Origin of the sequence: Nocardioides sp. 503, assembly GCF_004522095.1 — a bacterium.
In the GTDB taxonomy this organism is placed as follows: domain Bacteria; phylum Actinomycetota; class Actinomycetes; order Propionibacteriales; family Nocardioidaceae; genus Nocardioides.
On the sequence record NZ_SPUI01000003.1, the window covers coordinates 558,415 to 573,866 of the forward strand.

A 15,452-nucleotide genomic window follows, 5' to 3' on the forward strand; every position below is an offset into this window, starting at 1 on the left:
GCAGGGTGGAGGCGATGCCTGCCGTCATGTGGTTCCGCCGGGACCTCCGCACGCGTGACAACCCTGCCCTCCTGCAGGCCGCGGCGGAGGGCGAGGTCCTCCCGCTGTTCGTGCTCGATCCGCGGCTCTGGGGCCCCGCCGGCCCGTCGCGCCGGTCCTACCTCACCGCCTCGCTGCGCTCGCTGGGCGCCGACGTGCCGCTCGCGGTCGTCCACGGCGATCCCGTACGGCGGGTGGTCGAGGCCGCGCGCGAGGTCGGGGCCGACCGGGTCCACGTCGCGGCCGACTACGGCCCCTACGGCCACGCCCGCGACCTCGAGGTCGAGCGGGCCCTGGCCGAGGCCGGCGTCGAACTCGTCCGCACCGGCTCGCCGTACGCCGTGGCGCCCGGCCGGGTGACCAACGGCAGCGGCGAGCCCTACAAGGTCTACACGCCGTTCTCCAAGGCGTGGGCCGACCACGGCTGGCGCGCGCCGGTCGACGCACCGACCGGCGTCACCTGGGTGAGCCTCGAGGACACCACCGACGTCCCCGAGACCGCGCTGCCGGCCGGGCTCGAGCTGCCCGAGGCCGGCGAGGCCGCGGCCCACCGCCGCTGGGCCGACTTCCTCGACGTGATCGCCGACTACGCCGATGACCGCGACAAGCCGGCCGTCGACGGCACCTCCCGCCTCTCGGTGCACCTCAAGTACGGCGAGGTCCACCCCCGCACGCTGCTCGCGGACCTCGCGACGCTGCGCAGCGCCGGCGCGGCGACGTACCGCAAGGAGCTGGCCTGGCGGGAGTTCTACGCCGACGTGCTCTTCGCCCGGCCCGACACCGCGCGCGACTACCTCAAGCCCGACTACGGGCGGATGCGCTACGACGACCCCGCCGACCACCTCGAGGCGTGGCAGGAGGGCCGCACCGGCTTCCCGATCGTCGACGCCGGCATGCGCCAGCTGCGCGGCATGGGCTGGGTGCACAACCGGGTCCGGATGATCGTGGCGAGCTTCCTGGTCAAGGACCTGCACGTCGAGTGGCAGCACGGCGCGCGCCACTTCCTGCACTGGCTCGTCGACGGCGACCTGGCCTCCAACAACCACGGCTGGCAGTGGGTGGCCGGCAGCGGCACCGACGCGGCGCCGTACTTCCGGGTCTTCAACCCCACCAGCCAGGGCCGCAAGTTCGACCCGCGCGGTGACTACGTACGCCGCTGGGTACCCGAGCTCGCCGACGTCGCCGACCCGCACGACCCGAGCGCCGACGACCGCGACCGGGTCGGCTACCCGCACCCCGTCGTCGACCACGCCGAGGAGCGCCGCGAGGCGCTCGACCGCTGGGAGGAGATCCGATGACCAGCCCCGCCCCCCTGGGTCCCGTGATCGTGCCGAGCCGCTTCTGCGGGCCGCCCTCCTCGGGCAACGGCGGCTGGTCCGCCGGCGCCCTCGCCGCGACGCTCCCCCACGCCGACGACCACGGCCGCTCCTGGCCGGCGGTGACCGTCGCGCTGCGGCAGCCGCCGCCGCTCGACGTGGAGCTGGCGGTCGCCGACGAGGACGGCACCCACGTGGCGTCGTACGACGGCCGGCCGGTCGCCCAGGCCCGCGTCGCCGACCACGACCCGGCCCAGGTGGCCCCGGTCGGCGCCGACGAGGCCCGCGCCGCGGAGGCGCGCTACCCCGGTCTCCGCACGCACCCCTTCCCCACCTGCTTCGCCTGCGGCACCGACCGCGAGGAGGGTGACGGTCTGCGCATCTTCCCCGGCGAGGTCGCCGCGGGCGACGAGACCGCCCGCGCGGCCGCCACCTGGACGCCGCACCCGAGCCTGGCCGAGGACTGGCACGAGTACCGCGACGAGGTGCGCCACGCGTCGCTGCCCGTGACGTGGGCCGCGCTCGACTGCGTCGGCGCCTGGGCCGGCGACATGGGCGAGCGCCCGATGGTGCTCGGCACGATGACGGCCAGGATCGACGCACTACCGGTGATCGGAGAGGAGCACGTGGTGATCGGAGCCGCCCGCGGCCAGGAGGGCCGCAAGACCTACACCGCCGCCACCCTCTACGACGCGGACGGCCGCGTCGTGGCGGCGGCCGAGCACGTGTGGATCACCGTCGACCCGGCGGCGTTCGCATGAGCGAGTGGTGGCGCCAGGCGGTCGTCTACCAGGTCTACGTGCGCAGCTTCGCCGACTCCGACGGTGACGGCGTGGGCGACCTGCCCGGCATCACCTCGCGGCTGCCCTACCTGCGCGACCTCGGCGTCGACGCCGTGTGGATCACGCCGTTCTACCGCTCGCCGCAGCACGACCACGGCTACGACGTCGCCGACTACGTCGACGTCGACCCGCTCTTCGGCACCCTCGCCGACGCCGACACCCTGGTCGCGCGCGCCCACGAGCTCGGGCTGCGGGTGATCGTCGACCTGGTGCCCAACCACACCTCCTCGGACCACGCATGGTTCCAGGCCGCGCTGGCGGCGGAGCCCGGCAGTCCGGAGCGCGCGCGCTACCTGTTCCGCACCGGCCGCGGTGCCGACGCGAGCGAGCCGCCCAACAACTGGCGCTCGGTCTTCGGCGGGCCGGCGTGGACCCGGGTCGGCGACACCGACCAGTGGTACCTCCACCTCTTCGACTCCACCCAGCCCGACCTCGACTGGCGCAACCCCGAGGTGCCGGCGATGTTCGCCGACGTCCTGCGCTTCTGGCTCGACCGCGACGTCGACGGCTTCCGGGTCGATGTGGCCCACGGGCTGCTCAAGGCGGAGGGGCTGCGCGACCAGCGCGGCCAGGAGGCCTCCTCCGACACCTTCGACGTCGGCGGTCTCGCCGAGGACGCCCCGATGTGGGACCAGCCCGAGGTCCACGACGTCTACCGTCAGTGGCACGCGATCCTGGCGGACTACGACGGCGACCGCATGGCCGTGGCCGAGGCCTGGACCAAGACGGTGGAGTCCAACGCCGCCTACGTCCGACCCGACGAGCTGCACCAGGCGTTCAACTTCGACTGGGTGATGGCCCCGTGGTCGGCCACGGCGTTCGCCGAGGTCGTCGAGCGCACCCTGCCCGCCCTCGCGGCGGTCGGCGGCACCCCCACGTGGGTGCTCAGCAACCACGACGTCCAGCGCCACGCCACCCGCTACGGCGGGGGTGCCGCGGGCCGGGCGCGGGCGCGCGCCGCGACCCTGCTGTCCCTGACCCTGCCCGGCTCGGCCTACCTCTACCAGGGCGAGGAGCTCGGCCTCGAGGACGTCGAGGTCGCCCCGGAGCACCGGCAGGACCCGTCGTGGTTCCGCACGGGCGAGCCCGGCCGCGACGGCTGCCGGGTGCCGATCCCCTGGGCGGGCGACCGCGCGCCCTACGGCTTCGGGCCAGGTTCTGAGCAGCCGTGGATCCCGCAGCCCGACGGGTGGGCGGCGCTGAGCGTCGCGGCCCAGGACGGCGACCCCACCTCGACGCTGGAGTTCTACCGGCGGGCGCTGGCGCTGCGGCGCGAGTGGCTGCACGACGCCGGCGACGAGGTGTCGGTCAGCGTGCACGACGACGTCCTGACGGTGCGCCGGGGCGACGTCACGCTGGCGGTCAACTGCGGCACCGCCGCGGCGGTGCCGCCGGCGGGCGAGCCGCTGCTGGCCACCGGGCCGGCCGACGGCGGGCTGCCGCCCGACACGGCGATCTGGGTCAGGACCGGCTGAGCGCCTCGTTGTAGGCGGCCAGCTCGGAGGCGAACTCGTCGAGCCGGGCGTCGGTCCAGTCACCGAGCTGCTCGCCCAGCCACTTGCGGCGGTGGCGGGCCACCTCCTCGAGTCGGCTGACGGCCTCGTCGGTCGCGGAGACCAGCGAGGCCCGTCGGTCGTCGGGGTCCGGGACCCGCGCCACGAGACCGAGGTCGACCAGATGCTGCACCTGCCGGCTGATCGCGCCCTTGTCGGTGGCGAAGATCTCCGCCATCGACGAGGCGCGCAGCGGGCCGTGCTCGGCGACGTAGCCGAGCATGAGGTAGGAGGCCGGCTGCAGGTCCTCGTGGACCAGCTGGGCCCGCACGCCGACCACGCGACGCACGCGTCGGATCATCACGCCCACCTCCTGCTCGAGGTGGCGCAGGGACTCGGCTCGGGTCATCGCACGACCGGCTCCTCGGCCTGGGTGGGCTCGTAGTTGGAGGTCCGCAGCGGGACCTCCTTGATGAAGAGTACGCAGATCAGCGCGGCGACGGCGAACGGCGCGGCCACCAGGAACAGGTGCCCCACGGCGTCTCCGAAGGACGCCTCGTAGAGCGCGCGGATCGGCGCCGGGAGCTTGTCCAGGTCGGGGATCGAGTGGCTGGCGTGCGCGTCGGGCTTGATGCCCATCGTGGCCAGGCCGTCGCGGACGCTGTTGGCCACCTGGGTCGCGAGCACCGCGCCGAGGGCCGAGACGCCGATCGAACCACCCATCGAGCGGAAGAACGCCACGACCGAGCTGGCAGCGCCCATGTCCTCGATGCGGGTGTTGTTCTGCACCGACAGGACGAGGTTCTGCATGGTGGCGCCCAGACCCAGGCCGACCAGCGCCATGAAGGCGCCGACGAGGACCAGGTTGGTCTTCTCGTCGATCGTGCCGAGCAGGAACAGGCCGACGATCACGAGGACCATGCCGCCGACGAGCCAGCGCTTCCACAGGCCGGTGTCGCTGATGATGCGACCGGTGACGATCGAGGAGACCAGCAGGCCGCCGACCATCGCGATGGACATCAGGCCGGCCTCGGTGGGGCTCATGCCGCGGGCGAGCTGGAAGTACTGGCTGAGGTAGACCGTCGCGCCGAACATCGCGATGCCGACCATGACCGAGGCGCCGGTGGCCAGCGCGGTGGTGCGGTCGCGGAAGAGCCGCAGCGGGATGATCGGGTCGGCGGCGACGCGCGCCTCGACGTAGATGGCCAGCGCGATGATCGCGACGCCCGCGGCGAGCATGAGCGCGGTGGTGGTGGAGACCCAGTCGAAGTCCTGGCCGGCCAGCGACACCCAGATCAGCAGGATGCTGACGCCGCCCATGATGAGCGAGGCGCCGAGGTAGTCCACGTGCACCTCACGCCGTACGACGGGGAGGTGGAGGGTGCGCTGCAGCACGACGAAGGCGAGCGCGGCGATCGGCAGGCCGACGAAGAAGCAGCCGCGCCAGCCGAGCGGGCTGTCGACGATGAGGCCGCCGATGAGCGGGCCGCTGACGGTCGCGAGGGCGAAGACGGCACCGATGTAGCCGGAGTAGCGGCCACGCTCGCGCGGGCTCACCATCGTGGCGATGACCACCTGGACCAGCGCGGTCAGACCGCCGACACCCAGGCCCTGGACGGCGCGAGCGCCGATGAGGACGCCCATGTTGGGCGCGAACGCCGCGACCAGCGAGCCGATGGAGTAGACGACCAGCGCGCTCTGGACGAGCAGCTTCTTGCTGAACAGGTCCGCGAGCTTGCCCCACAGCGGCGTGGTGGCCGTCATCGTCAGGAGCGTGGCCACGACGACCCAGGTGTAGCCGGTCTGGCTGCCGTCGAGGTCGGTGATGATCGCCGGCAGCGCGTTGGTGACGACGGTGCTGGAGAGCATGGCGACGAACATCGCGAGCAGCAGGCCGCTGAGGGCCTCCAGGATCTCGCGGTGGGTCATCTGGTGGTTCTCCTCCGCCGTCGGGGCGACGGTGGAGGGCGGGGTCACGTCCTGGGACACGGGTGCTCGATTCATACCGACTAGAAGGTTGACTCCGGCAACTATATTCCGGAACTACCCCTCCTGGTATCCCCTGTGTCCGGGAACACTCCGCGTCCGGCCGGGTAGTCCCTGACGTTCGTGTCGGTTTCTGGGTCCGAGACTGGCACGTTCGTCAGGGACTACCCCGGACGACGGACCCCAGGAAAAAGCAGCGACCCGCAGGCGTGGCCTTCGTGTGAAGACCGCTCCGGGGGACGTGAAGCCCGGATCGCCTGCGGGTCGGGTAGCTGCTAGGAATTCGTCAGCAGCCTGCCGGGCATCTCGTCCCGGCATGATGCTGGGCTGCTAGCGGGCAGCCACCTCACGCGTCCTTGAAGAACTCATTCTTCGGACCACCTCCTTTCCCGTGTACGACAACCGTAGGTCGCCGTCGCCGGCCGGACAAGGGCTTTTCCACCGACCCTCACCCGACCCCTGTGCGGCCCCACGCGACACCTCAGGCCAGGGCCGCGGCGAACTGCGACTGGTAGAGCCGGCTGTAGGCGCCGCCCGCCGCGAGCAGCTCGTCGTGGGTGCCCTGCTCGACGATCCGGCCGGCCTCCATGACCAGGATCAGGTCGGCGTCGCGGATCGTGGAGAGCCGGTGGGCGATGACGAACGACGTCCGGTCGCTGCGCAGCGCGGCCATGGCCTGCTGGAGCAGCAGCTCGGTGCGCGTGTCCACCGAGCTGGTGGCCTCGTCGAGGATCAGCAGCGCCGGGTCGGCGAGGAACGCGCGGGCGATCGTCACCAGCTGCCGCTCGCCGGCCGACAGGTTGCCGCCGTCCTCGTCGACCATCGTGTCGTAGCCCTCAGGCAGCGAGTGCACGAACCGGTCCACGAACGTCGCCCGCGCGGCCTCGAGGATCTCCTCCTCACCGGCGTCCGGCCGGCCGTAGGCGATGTTGTCGCGGATGGTGCCCTCGAACAGCCAGGTGTCCTGCAGCACCATGCCGATGCCACCGCGCAGCGTCGCGCGCGGCATCGAGGTGATGTCGACCCCGTCGAGGGTGATCCGGCCGGCGTCGAGCTCGTAGAAGCGCATCACCAGGTTGACCAGGGTGGTCTTGCCCGCCCCCGTCGGCCCGACGATCGCGACCGTCTGCCCGGGCCGGGCGACCAGGGACAGCCCGGAGATCAGCGGCTCGTCGGGGTCGTAGGAGAACGCGACGTCCTCGAAGGCGACCTCGCCGCGCCCGGCGTGCGGCCCCTGACCGTCGCCGACGGCGGGGACCGCGTCAGGAGTCTGCTCCTCGGCGTCGAGCAGCTCGAAGACCCGCTCGGCCGAGGCGACGCCCGACTGGAGCAGGTTCATCATCGAGGCCACCGTGGTGAGCGGCTGCGTGAACTGGCGGGTGTACTGGATGAACGCCTGCACCTCGCCCAGCGACAGCGAGCCGTTGGCGACGCGGAGCCCGCCGACGACGGCGATGACGACGTAGTTGAGGTTCCCTACGAACATCATCAGCGGCATGATCAGCCCGCTCACGAACTGCGCCTTGAAGGAGGCCTCGTAGAGCTCGTCGTTCTCGACCGCGAAGGTGCGCTCCACCTCGGGGCGGCGGCCGAAGACCGTCACCAGCGCGTGGCCGGAGAAGGTCTCCTCGATGTGCGCGTTGAGCCGGCCCGTACGCCGCCACTGGGCGATGAACTGGCCCTGGGAGCGCTTCATGATCTTGGCGGTGGCGTACATCGAGACCGGTACCGAGACCAGGGCGATCAGCGCCAGCGTCGGGGAGATCCAGAACATCATCGACAGCACGGCCAGGACCGTCAGCAGCGAGGTGAGCAGCTGGCTCATCGTCTGCTGCAGGGTCTGGCTGACGTTGTCGATGTCGTTGGTCACCCGGCTGAGCAGCTCGCCGCGGGGCTGGCGGTCGAAGTACTGCAGGGGCAGGGCGTTGACCTTGTCCTCGACGTCGGAGCGCATGACGCTGACGGTCTGCTGCACGACGTCGTTGAGCAGGTAACCCTGCAGCCAGCCGAGCACCGACGCGCCGGCGTAGATCCCCAGGACGCCGAGCAGCACGTCGCGGACGCCGTCGAAGTCGATCGGCTGCCGGGAGAGGTAGCCGTCGAAGATCAGGTCGGTCGCGTGGCCGAGCAGCCGGGGTCCGAGCGCCATCAGCGTGACGCTGACGACGGCCAGCGCGACGACCGCGATCGCCTTGTGGCGCTGAGGTGTCAGCAGTCCCACGAGCCGCCGGGCCGACGGCCCGAACGTCATGGCCTTCTGGCCGACCATGCCGCCGCCCATCGGGCCGCGACCGGGGCCGCCGACCGGCGCCTCGATGCGCTCGGTCTCCTTCATCGTGCCCGCGGGCTTCTCGTCGCTCATTCGGGGTCCCCGCAGAAATGGGTGCGTAGCGAGCATTTGTGTGGGGTGTTCATGCTGCCTCCTCCGCGCTCAGCTGGGACGCGACGATCTCCTGGTACGTCGCGTTGCCGGCGAGCAGCTCGTCGTGGGTGCCGCGGCCGACGACGCGGCCGTCCTCGAGCACCAGGATCAGGTCGGCGTCGCGGATCGAGGAGACCCGCTGGGCGACGAGGACCACGGTGGCGTCGCGGGTCTCCGGCCTCAGCGCGGCGCGCAGCCGCGCGTCGGTCGCGAGGTCGAGCGCGGAGAACGCGTCGTCGAACAGGTAGATCTCCGGGCGGCGCACGAGCGCGCGAGCGATCGCGAGCCGCTGGCGCTGGCCGCCGGACACGTTGGTGCCGCCCTGGACGATCGGGGCGTCCAGGCCCTCCGGCATGGCCTCCACGAAGTCACGCGCCTGCGCGATCTCCAGCGCGCGCCAGAGCTCCTCGTCCGTGGCGTCGGGCTTGCCGTGGCGCAGGTTGGTCGCGATCGTGCCGGTGAAGAGGAAGGCCCGCTGCGGCACCAGGCCGATCTTGGCCCAGAGCAGGTCGGGGTCGAGGTCACGGACGCCGACCCCGTCGATGCGCACCTCCCCGGCGGTGGCGTCGAAGAGCCGCGGCACCAGGTTGACCAGCGTGGACTTGCCGGCGCCGGTGGAGCCGATGACGGCGACGGTCTGCCCGGCGTGCGCCTCGAACGTCACGCCGCTCAGGACCGGCTGCTCGGCGCCGGGGTAGGTGAAGCCGACGTCCTCGAGCTCGAGCCGGCCGCGGCCGGTGACGTCGCGCACCGGAGCGGCGGGCGGGACGACCGAGGACTCGGTGTCGAGCACCTCGCTGATGCGGTCGGCGCAGACCGAGGAGCGCGGCACCATCATCAGCATGAACGTCCCCATCATCACCGACATGAGGATCTGCATGAGGTAGCTGAGGAACGCCGTCAGGGCGCCGACCTCCATCTGGCCCTGGTCGACGCGGTGGCCGCCGAACCAGATGACCGCGACGCTGGAGACGTTGACGACCAGCATCACCAGCGGGAACATCGTCGCCATCCAGCGTCCGGCGCGCACCGACACCTCGGTGAGGTCGGCGTTGGCCCGGCCGAAGCGGCGGGTCTCCTGCGGCTCGCGGACGAACGCGCGGACGACCCTGATGCCCGTGATCTGCTCGCGCAGCACGCGGTTGACGCCGTCGATGCGCTCCTGCACCAGCCGGAAGCTCGGCACCATCTGGGACACGACGACGCCGACGGACAGGAAGAGCGCGGGGACGACGATCGCGAGCAGCCAGGACAGCCCCAGGTCCTCGCGCATCGCCATGAGGATCCCGCCGACCATCATGATCGGCACCGAGACCGCCATCGTGCAGGTCATCAGCGTCAGCATCTGGACCTGCTGGACGTCGTTGGTGTTGCGGGTGATCAGCGACGGCGCCCCGAACTGCGCGAGCTCGCGCCCGGAGAACGACCCGACCCGGTGGAAGACGTCCGCGCGCAGGTCGCGCCCGAACGACATCGCCGTGCGCGCCGAGAACCAGACGGCCACCACCGAGCAGGCGATCTGGAGCAGCGAGACGCCGAGCATGATCGCGCCGACGCGGACGATGTAGTCGGTGTCGCCGGTGGCGACGCCGTTGTCGATGATGTCGGCGTTGAGGCTGGGCAGGTAGAGCATCGCGACCGTGGCCGTGAACTGCAGGGCCACGACGATCGTGAGCCAGGTGCGGTAGGGGCGCAGGTAGGTGCGCATCAGGCGGAGCAGCATTCAGTCCCTCTTCCGGAGCCCGAGGAGGACGGTCTCGACGATCTGCTCGGGCGTGAGCAGCCGTCCGTCGGCGATCCTGGGGTGGCTGCCGGCGAAGGTCAGCAACCGCAGGACGTGCAGGAAGTGCTCGACCGGCACGGCGAGCTGGTCGGCGTCGTCACCGACGACGTCGATGAGCAGGAGCGTGAGCCGGGCCCGCCACGCCTCGGCCTCCTCGGAGTCGTGCAGGTGACCCGGAGGCCCGACCAGCTCGACCTTGAGCATCAGGTCGAACGTCGCGCGGAAGCGCTGCTGGAGCAGCGCGACCAGGGAGAGCAACCGGGCGCTCAACGGCTGGTCGCGGTCGATGCCCTCGATGCGGGCCACGACGTCGCCGGGCTCGAAGGCGCGGGCCAGCGCCGCGTCGACCAGCTCCTCCTTGGACTCGAAGACCCGGAAGATCGTCCCCTCGGCGACCTCGGCCGCCTCGGCGATCTGGCGCGTGGTCACGGCGCGCCCGTGGACGCGCAGCAGCCGCAGCGTCACGTCGGTGAGCTGCTCGCGGCGCTCCTCGGGCGAGAGCGGTCGGGCACGGGGTGGCATGCCGTCGACGATAACTGAGTGAGCACTCACTCACAACTGGGATTCCGACGCGGTAGGTTGCGCCGGTGCGCAGGCGGTCGGCGGGGGTCGTGGTCGTCCTCGTCCTGCTCGCGCTCATCGGGACGCTGCTGGCGCTGGGGATCTCGGCCACGCTCGGCATCCGCAGCGAGACCAAGCAGGTGCCCGTCGAGCACGCCGCCGTCGCGCCCGCACGTCCGAGCGCCCCCGCTCCCCGGCTCACCTCGGTCGACGCACCCCACGACCTGCGCACCCGCACCGCGGTCGCCGAGCTGCGCGACGCCGTGGCCGACGCCGCCGGCACCCGCGGCACCCGCGGCACCGCGACGCTCGTGGTCGAGCACGGCGACGGGCCCGACGACGACGAGACCTACCGGGTCACCGGCACCCCGAGCGCCCTGCGGGTCACCGCGTCCAGCCGCACGGGCGCCGTGCGCGGGGTCTACGACCTCGCCCTCGACGTGCGCGAGGGTCGCTCGCCCGCCGACCGGATCGGCACGCGGGTCGCCTCGCGACTCCCCTTCCGGATGGCCGACCTCGGCGCCGCCGGCGTCCTCCCCGACCCCGAGACCTGGCGGCGGGGGACCGACTACTCCCACCGCTCGGGCGCCTTCGAGGACGTCATCCTGCCCGGCGCCCCCTACGTCGACACCGCGGCGATGGCGAGGGCGGCCGCCTCGGTCGAGGAGTACGTCGAGCACGTGCTGGCCGAGGGCTACACCGCCATCGCGGTGCCGGGGTTCCTGGAGTACCTCACCTTCTCGGAGGTGCCCGGCGTCTACGACGATGCGGACGAGCACGTGGCCCGCGCCGAGGCGATGCGCGCGGCCTTCGGCCCGGTGTGGCGGCACGCGCGCGACCTGGGCCTCGACGTCTACCTGCGCACCGACATGCTCGCGCTCAGCACGCCGCTGGCCGACTACTTCGAGCGCGAGCTCGGCGGCCTCGACACCGAGGACCCCGCCCTGTGGGACGTCTACCGTGCCGGACTCGAGGAGCTCTACGCCGCCATGCCCTCCCTGTCCGGCGTCGTGGTCCGGATCGGCGAGGCCGGGCGCGTCTACGACCTGCCGGGGTGGGACTACTACTCCGAGCTCGGCGTGACGACCGTGCCGGCGGTGCGGCGGATGCTGACCGCCTTCACCGACCAGGCCGAGGCGGCCGGCAAGGAGGTCGTCTTCCGCACCTGGAGCGTGGGGGTCGGGGCGGTCGGCGACATGCACACCGACCAGGCGTCGTACGACGAGGTGCTGGCGGGCCTGGACTCCCCTGCCCTGGTCGTGTCGACCAAGTACACCCTCGGCGACTTCTACAGCCACCTGCCGCTCAACGACACCCTCACCCACGGCGAGCAGCGACGGATCGTGGAGCTGCAGAGCCGACGCGAGTTCGAGGCGTTCGGGTCGCTGCCCAACGACCTCGGCGACCTCTACCGGACCGCGCTGACGACGTTCCTCGACGCCAACCCGCACGTCGAGGGCATCTGGACGTGGACCCAGGACGGCGGTCCGTGGCGAGCCGGTCCCATGAGCCTGGAGCTGACCAGCGGCTTCTGGCAGCTCTACGAGCTCAACACGGTGCTGGCCGCCCGGCTGGCGCGCGACCCCGGCACCGACGTGTCCCAGGTGACGGCCGACTGGGTGCGCCGCTGGTTCACCGACGACCCCGCCGCGGTCGTCGCCGTCGCCGGCGCCATGGCCCGCTCCCGCGAGGCGGTGACCCGGGGCCTCTACATCGGTCCCTACGCCGAACAGCGCGTCTTCGCGCTCGGCCTCGAGCCGCCGCCGATGATGTGGCTCTTCGAGTGGGACATCCTCACCGGCGACAGCGGCGTGCTGGACATCGTCTACGCCGTCAGCCGCGACCGTTTCGACGAGGCGGTGTCCGAGGGCGACGAGGCCGTCGCCGTGGCCACGCGCATGCGCGACGCCGTGGCGGCAGTACCCGACACCAGCTTCAAGGACCCCGTCCTGCGCGACCGGCTGCGGGCGACGCTCGACTACCAGGTCGACCTCTTCACCGTGCTGGGCGCCTACCGCACGATGGTGCTCACCCACGCGCGCTGGCTCGACACCGGTGCCGGCCGCGACGACTGGGCCGACGCGCGGGACCGGTTCGAGGCGGCAGCCGCCGCCCACGAGACCCGCTACGCCGGCGACCTGGACCTGCCGGCGTTCAACCTGACCGCGGCGCGGATCGGGACCGAGCGCGCCGCGCGCGACCTGCCGATGGCCTGGCTCGCCCGCGCGGGGCTGCTGCTCGTGCTCGGCTGGCTGGTCCTCGGCGCCACCGGTCGGGTCAGGGCGGCTCGGGCGACCTGGCTGGCCGGCACCCGGCCGTGGCGGGCGGTCGAGGCGGTGCGCGACCTGACCGGGCGCGATCGCGCGCTCGTGGCCGCGGTGCCGCTGCTCGCACTGGTGTCGAGCCGGCTGGTCCTGACGTGGGCCGCCGCGCCCGCGCACCTGCTCGTGACCGGGCTGGCCTGGACCGTCCTGCTCCTGGGGCTGGCGCTGGCGCTGCGCGGTCGGGACCCCTGGCCCGTCGTGGCGGCGCTCGGCGGGGCGGTGCTGCTGCGCGTGGTGCTGCTGCTGGCGGCGCTCGCGCCGCGCGGCCCGGGTGGCTACTGGTTCTGGTTCTGGACCGACCCGACCCGCCGCACGGCGTACGTCGTGGTGGCGTCCATGGCCTTCGGGTGGGTGCTCGTGGCGGCGACGTGGGCGCTGCGCGTCTCGCTGGGCCGGCGGCGGGCGGCCGCCGCCGTGCTGGCGACCGTGGGTGCAGCGCTCGGCGCGAGCGGCGCGCTGGTCGGCGCGATCGGCCTCGAGGAGGCGCTCACGACGTGGAACGACCAGATGGCGCTGCTGCCCTGGGGGCTCTCGCGCATCCTGGGGATCACCGTCTACCTCGGCATCCCCACCGCGCTGCCGTGGTGGGTGGCCGGCCTCGGCGGGAGCCTGCTGCTGGTCGGGCTCGCCACCGGCCGGCGCCGGCCCGCGGTCACGGCGCCAGGCGCTCCGTGACCCACCCGTGCGCCGTGCGCCGATAGACCAGCCGGTCGTGCAGCCGGCCGCGCCGGCCCTGCCAGAACTCCACGAGCTCGGGCGCCACGAGGTAGCCGCCCCACTCGGGCGGCACCGGGACCTCGTCGGGGAAGCGGCGCTCGGCCTCGGCGTAGGCGGCGTCGAGCTCCTCGCGGCCCGCGACCGGCGACGACTGGTGGGAGGCCCAGGCGCCCAGCTGCGAGCCGCGGGGCCGTGAGGCGAAGTAGGCCTCGACGTCGGCGCGGGGCAGCAGCGAGGCGGTGCCGTCGACCCGCACCTGGCGCTCCAGCAGGTGCCACGGGAAGAGCAGCGAGCAGGCGGGGTTGGCCGCGAGGTCGGAGCCCTTGTGCGAGGAGGTGTTGGTGAAGAACCGGAAGCCGTCGTCGGCGACGCCCTTGAGGAGGACCATCCGCGAGGACGGGCGACCCTCGGCCGAGACCGTCGACACCACCATCGCGTTGGGCTCGTGCAGGTTGGCGGCGCGTACGTCGGCGAACCAGCCGCCGAACATCGCGACCGGGTCCGCGGCCAGGTCGTCCTCGGCGAGACCGCCGGCGGCGTACTCCTGGCGGAGCGCCGCGATGTCCCCGTCGTCGTGCGTGTTGTCTCCCATACGAGCCACGGTAGGGCGTGGTGCACAATGCCTGCGGCGCGCCCACACACCCGGGCGCCGGACGAAGGGGCACGTCATGACCGAGGTACACCACGGGCTGGAGGGCGTCGTCGCCTTCGAGAGCGAGATCGCCGAGCCCGACAAGGAGGGCTCCGCGCTGCGCTACCGCGGCGTCGACATCGAGGACCTCGTCGGCCGCGTGCCCTTCGAGAACGTCTGGGGCCTGCTGATCGACGGCTCCTACACCCCCGGCCTGCCGCCGGCCGAGCCCTACAACCTCCCGGTCCACACCGGCGACGTCCGCGTGGACGTGCAGGCGGCCGTCGCGATGCTGGCGCCGGCGTTCGGCTTCGGCCAGACCTACGACATCTCCGACGAGCAGGCCCGCGAGGACCTCAGCCGCGTCGCCGTCATGGTGCTCTCCTACGCCGCCCAGTCGGCGCGCGGGCTGCAGCAGCCCGTGGTCCCGCAGCGCCTCGTCGACGCGGGCGGCACGCTCGCCGAGAAGTTCCTGATCCGCTGGAAGGGCGAGGCCGACCCGGCCCACGTGCAGGCCATCGACGCCTACTGGTCCTCGGCCGCCGAGCACGGCATGAACGCCTCGACCTTCACCGCCCGCGTCATCACCTCGACCGGCGCCGACGTCGCCGCCGCCTTCTCCGGCGCGATCGGCGCCATGAGCGGCCCGCTGCACGGCGGGGCGCCCTCGCGGGTGCTCGGCATGATCTCCGACGTCGAGGAGTCCGGCGACGCCACGGGCTACGTCAAGGGCCTGCTCGACCGCGGCGAGCGGCTGATGGGCTTCGGTCACCGCGTCTACCGCGCGGAGGACCCGCGTGCGCGCGTGCTGCGTCGTACGGCCAAGGAGCTGGACGCGCCGCGCTACGAGGTCGCCGAGGCGCTCGAGAAGGCCGCGCTCGCCGAGCTCAAGGAGCGCCGCCCCGACCGCGTGCTCGAGACCAACGTGGAGTTCTGGGCCGCGATCGTGCTCGACTTCGCCGAGGTGCCGCCGCACATGTTCACCTCGATGTTCACGTGTGCGCGCACCGGCGGCTGGTCGGCGCACATCCTCGAGCAGAAGCGCACGGGCCGCCTGATCCGCCCGTCCGCGATCTACACCGGCCCGAGCGCCCGCTCGGCCGACGAGGTCGACGGCTGGAAGTCGGAGTGGGCCGGCTGAGCCGACCCGGCTGAGGCCGAGCGGCTCGCCCGAGCCGCTCACGGTCGCGCCCCCACTGCTCGCGCACGCGCGAGGGGTGGGGGCTTTCGGCGTCTTGAGGGTTGCTTGAGCCAACCTGCGGGCTTTGCCCCCGAGGGGCTTGATCTGAGGGCGGCAGAGTTCTGGTCATCAAGCACCGGCCACCCAGGGCCACCTCA

11 protein-coding genes are annotated in these 15,452 nt (G+C 72.6%); 5 read left to right on the plus strand and 6 right to left on the minus strand.

The window, feature by feature from the left end:
* Window positions 1-14: 14 nt before the first annotated feature.
* Genes E4622_RS10025 through E4622_RS10035 form a run of 3 tightly spaced genes read left to right on the plus strand, consistent with a single transcriptional unit; the run spans window position 15 to window position 3,672 of the window.
* Complete coding sequence (locus E4622_RS10025; protein WP_134740051.1) at window positions 15-1,337, plus strand: deoxyribodipyrimidine photo-lyase; 1,323 nt, start codon at window positions 15-17, stop codon at window positions 1,335-1,337.
* On the plus strand, window positions 1,334-2,116 hold the full coding sequence (locus E4622_RS10030; protein WP_134740052.1) for a hypothetical protein: 783 nt from the start codon (window positions 1,334-1,336) through the stop codon (window positions 2,114-2,116). The genes E4622_RS10025 and E4622_RS10030 overlap by 4 nt, the downstream gene beginning before the upstream one ends.
* Window positions 2,113-3,672 carry a glycoside hydrolase family 13 protein gene (locus E4622_RS10035; RefSeq protein WP_134740053.1) on the plus strand — a complete coding sequence of 520 codons (1,560 nt, stop codon included), beginning with the start codon at window positions 2,113-2,115 and terminating at the stop codon, window positions 3,670-3,672. The genes E4622_RS10030 and E4622_RS10035 overlap by 4 nt, the downstream gene beginning before the upstream one ends.
* On the opposite strand, the gene E4622_RS10040 is transcribed toward E4622_RS10035, so the two are convergent.
* The 5 genes from E4622_RS10040 to E4622_RS10060 all read right to left on the minus strand — a co-directional run bounded on the left by E4622_RS10040 (window position 3,659) and on the right by E4622_RS10060 (window position 10,403).
* Window positions 3,659-4,099 (minus strand): MarR family transcriptional regulator, encoded by a 441-nt coding sequence (locus E4622_RS10040; protein WP_134740054.1) that lies wholly within the window; start codon window positions 4,097-4,099, stop codon window positions 3,659-3,661. The two genes, E4622_RS10035 and E4622_RS10040, sit on opposite strands and share 14 nt — an antisense overlap.
* Window positions 4,096-5,679, minus strand: a complete 1,584-nt coding sequence (locus tag E4622_RS10045; protein ID WP_348536991.1) for an MDR family MFS transporter — start codon at window positions 5,677-5,679, stop codon at window positions 4,096-4,098. Before E4622_RS10045 ends, E4622_RS10040 begins: the two co-directional genes overlap by 4 nt.
* A 478-nt stretch (window positions 5,680-6,157) precedes the next feature.
* A complete protein-coding gene (locus tag E4622_RS10050; RefSeq protein WP_134740055.1) occupies window positions 6,158-8,038 on the minus strand; it encodes an ABC transporter ATP-binding protein in 1,881 nt (626 codons plus the stop codon).
* Window positions 8,039-8,087: 49 nt separating this feature from the next.
* On the minus strand, window positions 8,088-9,821 hold the full coding sequence (locus E4622_RS10055) for an ABC transporter ATP-binding protein (RefSeq protein ID WP_134740056.1): 1,734 nt from the start codon (window positions 9,819-9,821) through the stop codon (window positions 8,088-8,090).
* The gene (locus tag E4622_RS10060) at window positions 9,822-10,403 is read right to left on the minus strand and encodes a TetR/AcrR family transcriptional regulator (RefSeq protein WP_134740057.1); all 582 of its coding nucleotides are present in this window, start codon (window positions 10,401-10,403) and stop codon (window positions 9,822-9,824) included.
* A gap of 65 nt (window positions 10,404-10,468) precedes the next feature.
* Here E4622_RS10060 and E4622_RS22750 point away from each other — a divergent pair, with 65 nt between their 5' ends.
* Entirely contained in the window at window positions 10,469-13,441 is a 2,973-nt protein-coding gene (locus tag E4622_RS22750) for a hypothetical protein (protein ID WP_167736043.1), read from the plus strand.
* Here E4622_RS22750 and pdxH read toward each other — a convergent pair.
* A complete protein-coding gene (pdxH, locus tag E4622_RS10070; RefSeq protein WP_134740058.1) occupies window positions 13,419-14,075 on the minus strand; it encodes a pyridoxamine 5'-phosphate oxidase in 657 nt (218 codons plus the stop codon). The two genes, E4622_RS22750 and pdxH, sit on opposite strands and share 23 nt — an antisense overlap.
* 76 nt (window positions 14,076-14,151) lie before the next feature.
* On the opposite strand from pdxH, the gene E4622_RS10075 reads away from it, so the two are divergent.
* The gene (locus E4622_RS10075; RefSeq protein ID WP_134740059.1) at window positions 14,152-15,255 is read left to right on the plus strand and encodes a citrate synthase 2; all 1,104 of its coding nucleotides are present in this window, start codon (window positions 14,152-14,154) and stop codon (window positions 15,253-15,255) included.
* Window positions 15,256-15,452: the final 197 nt, after the last annotated feature.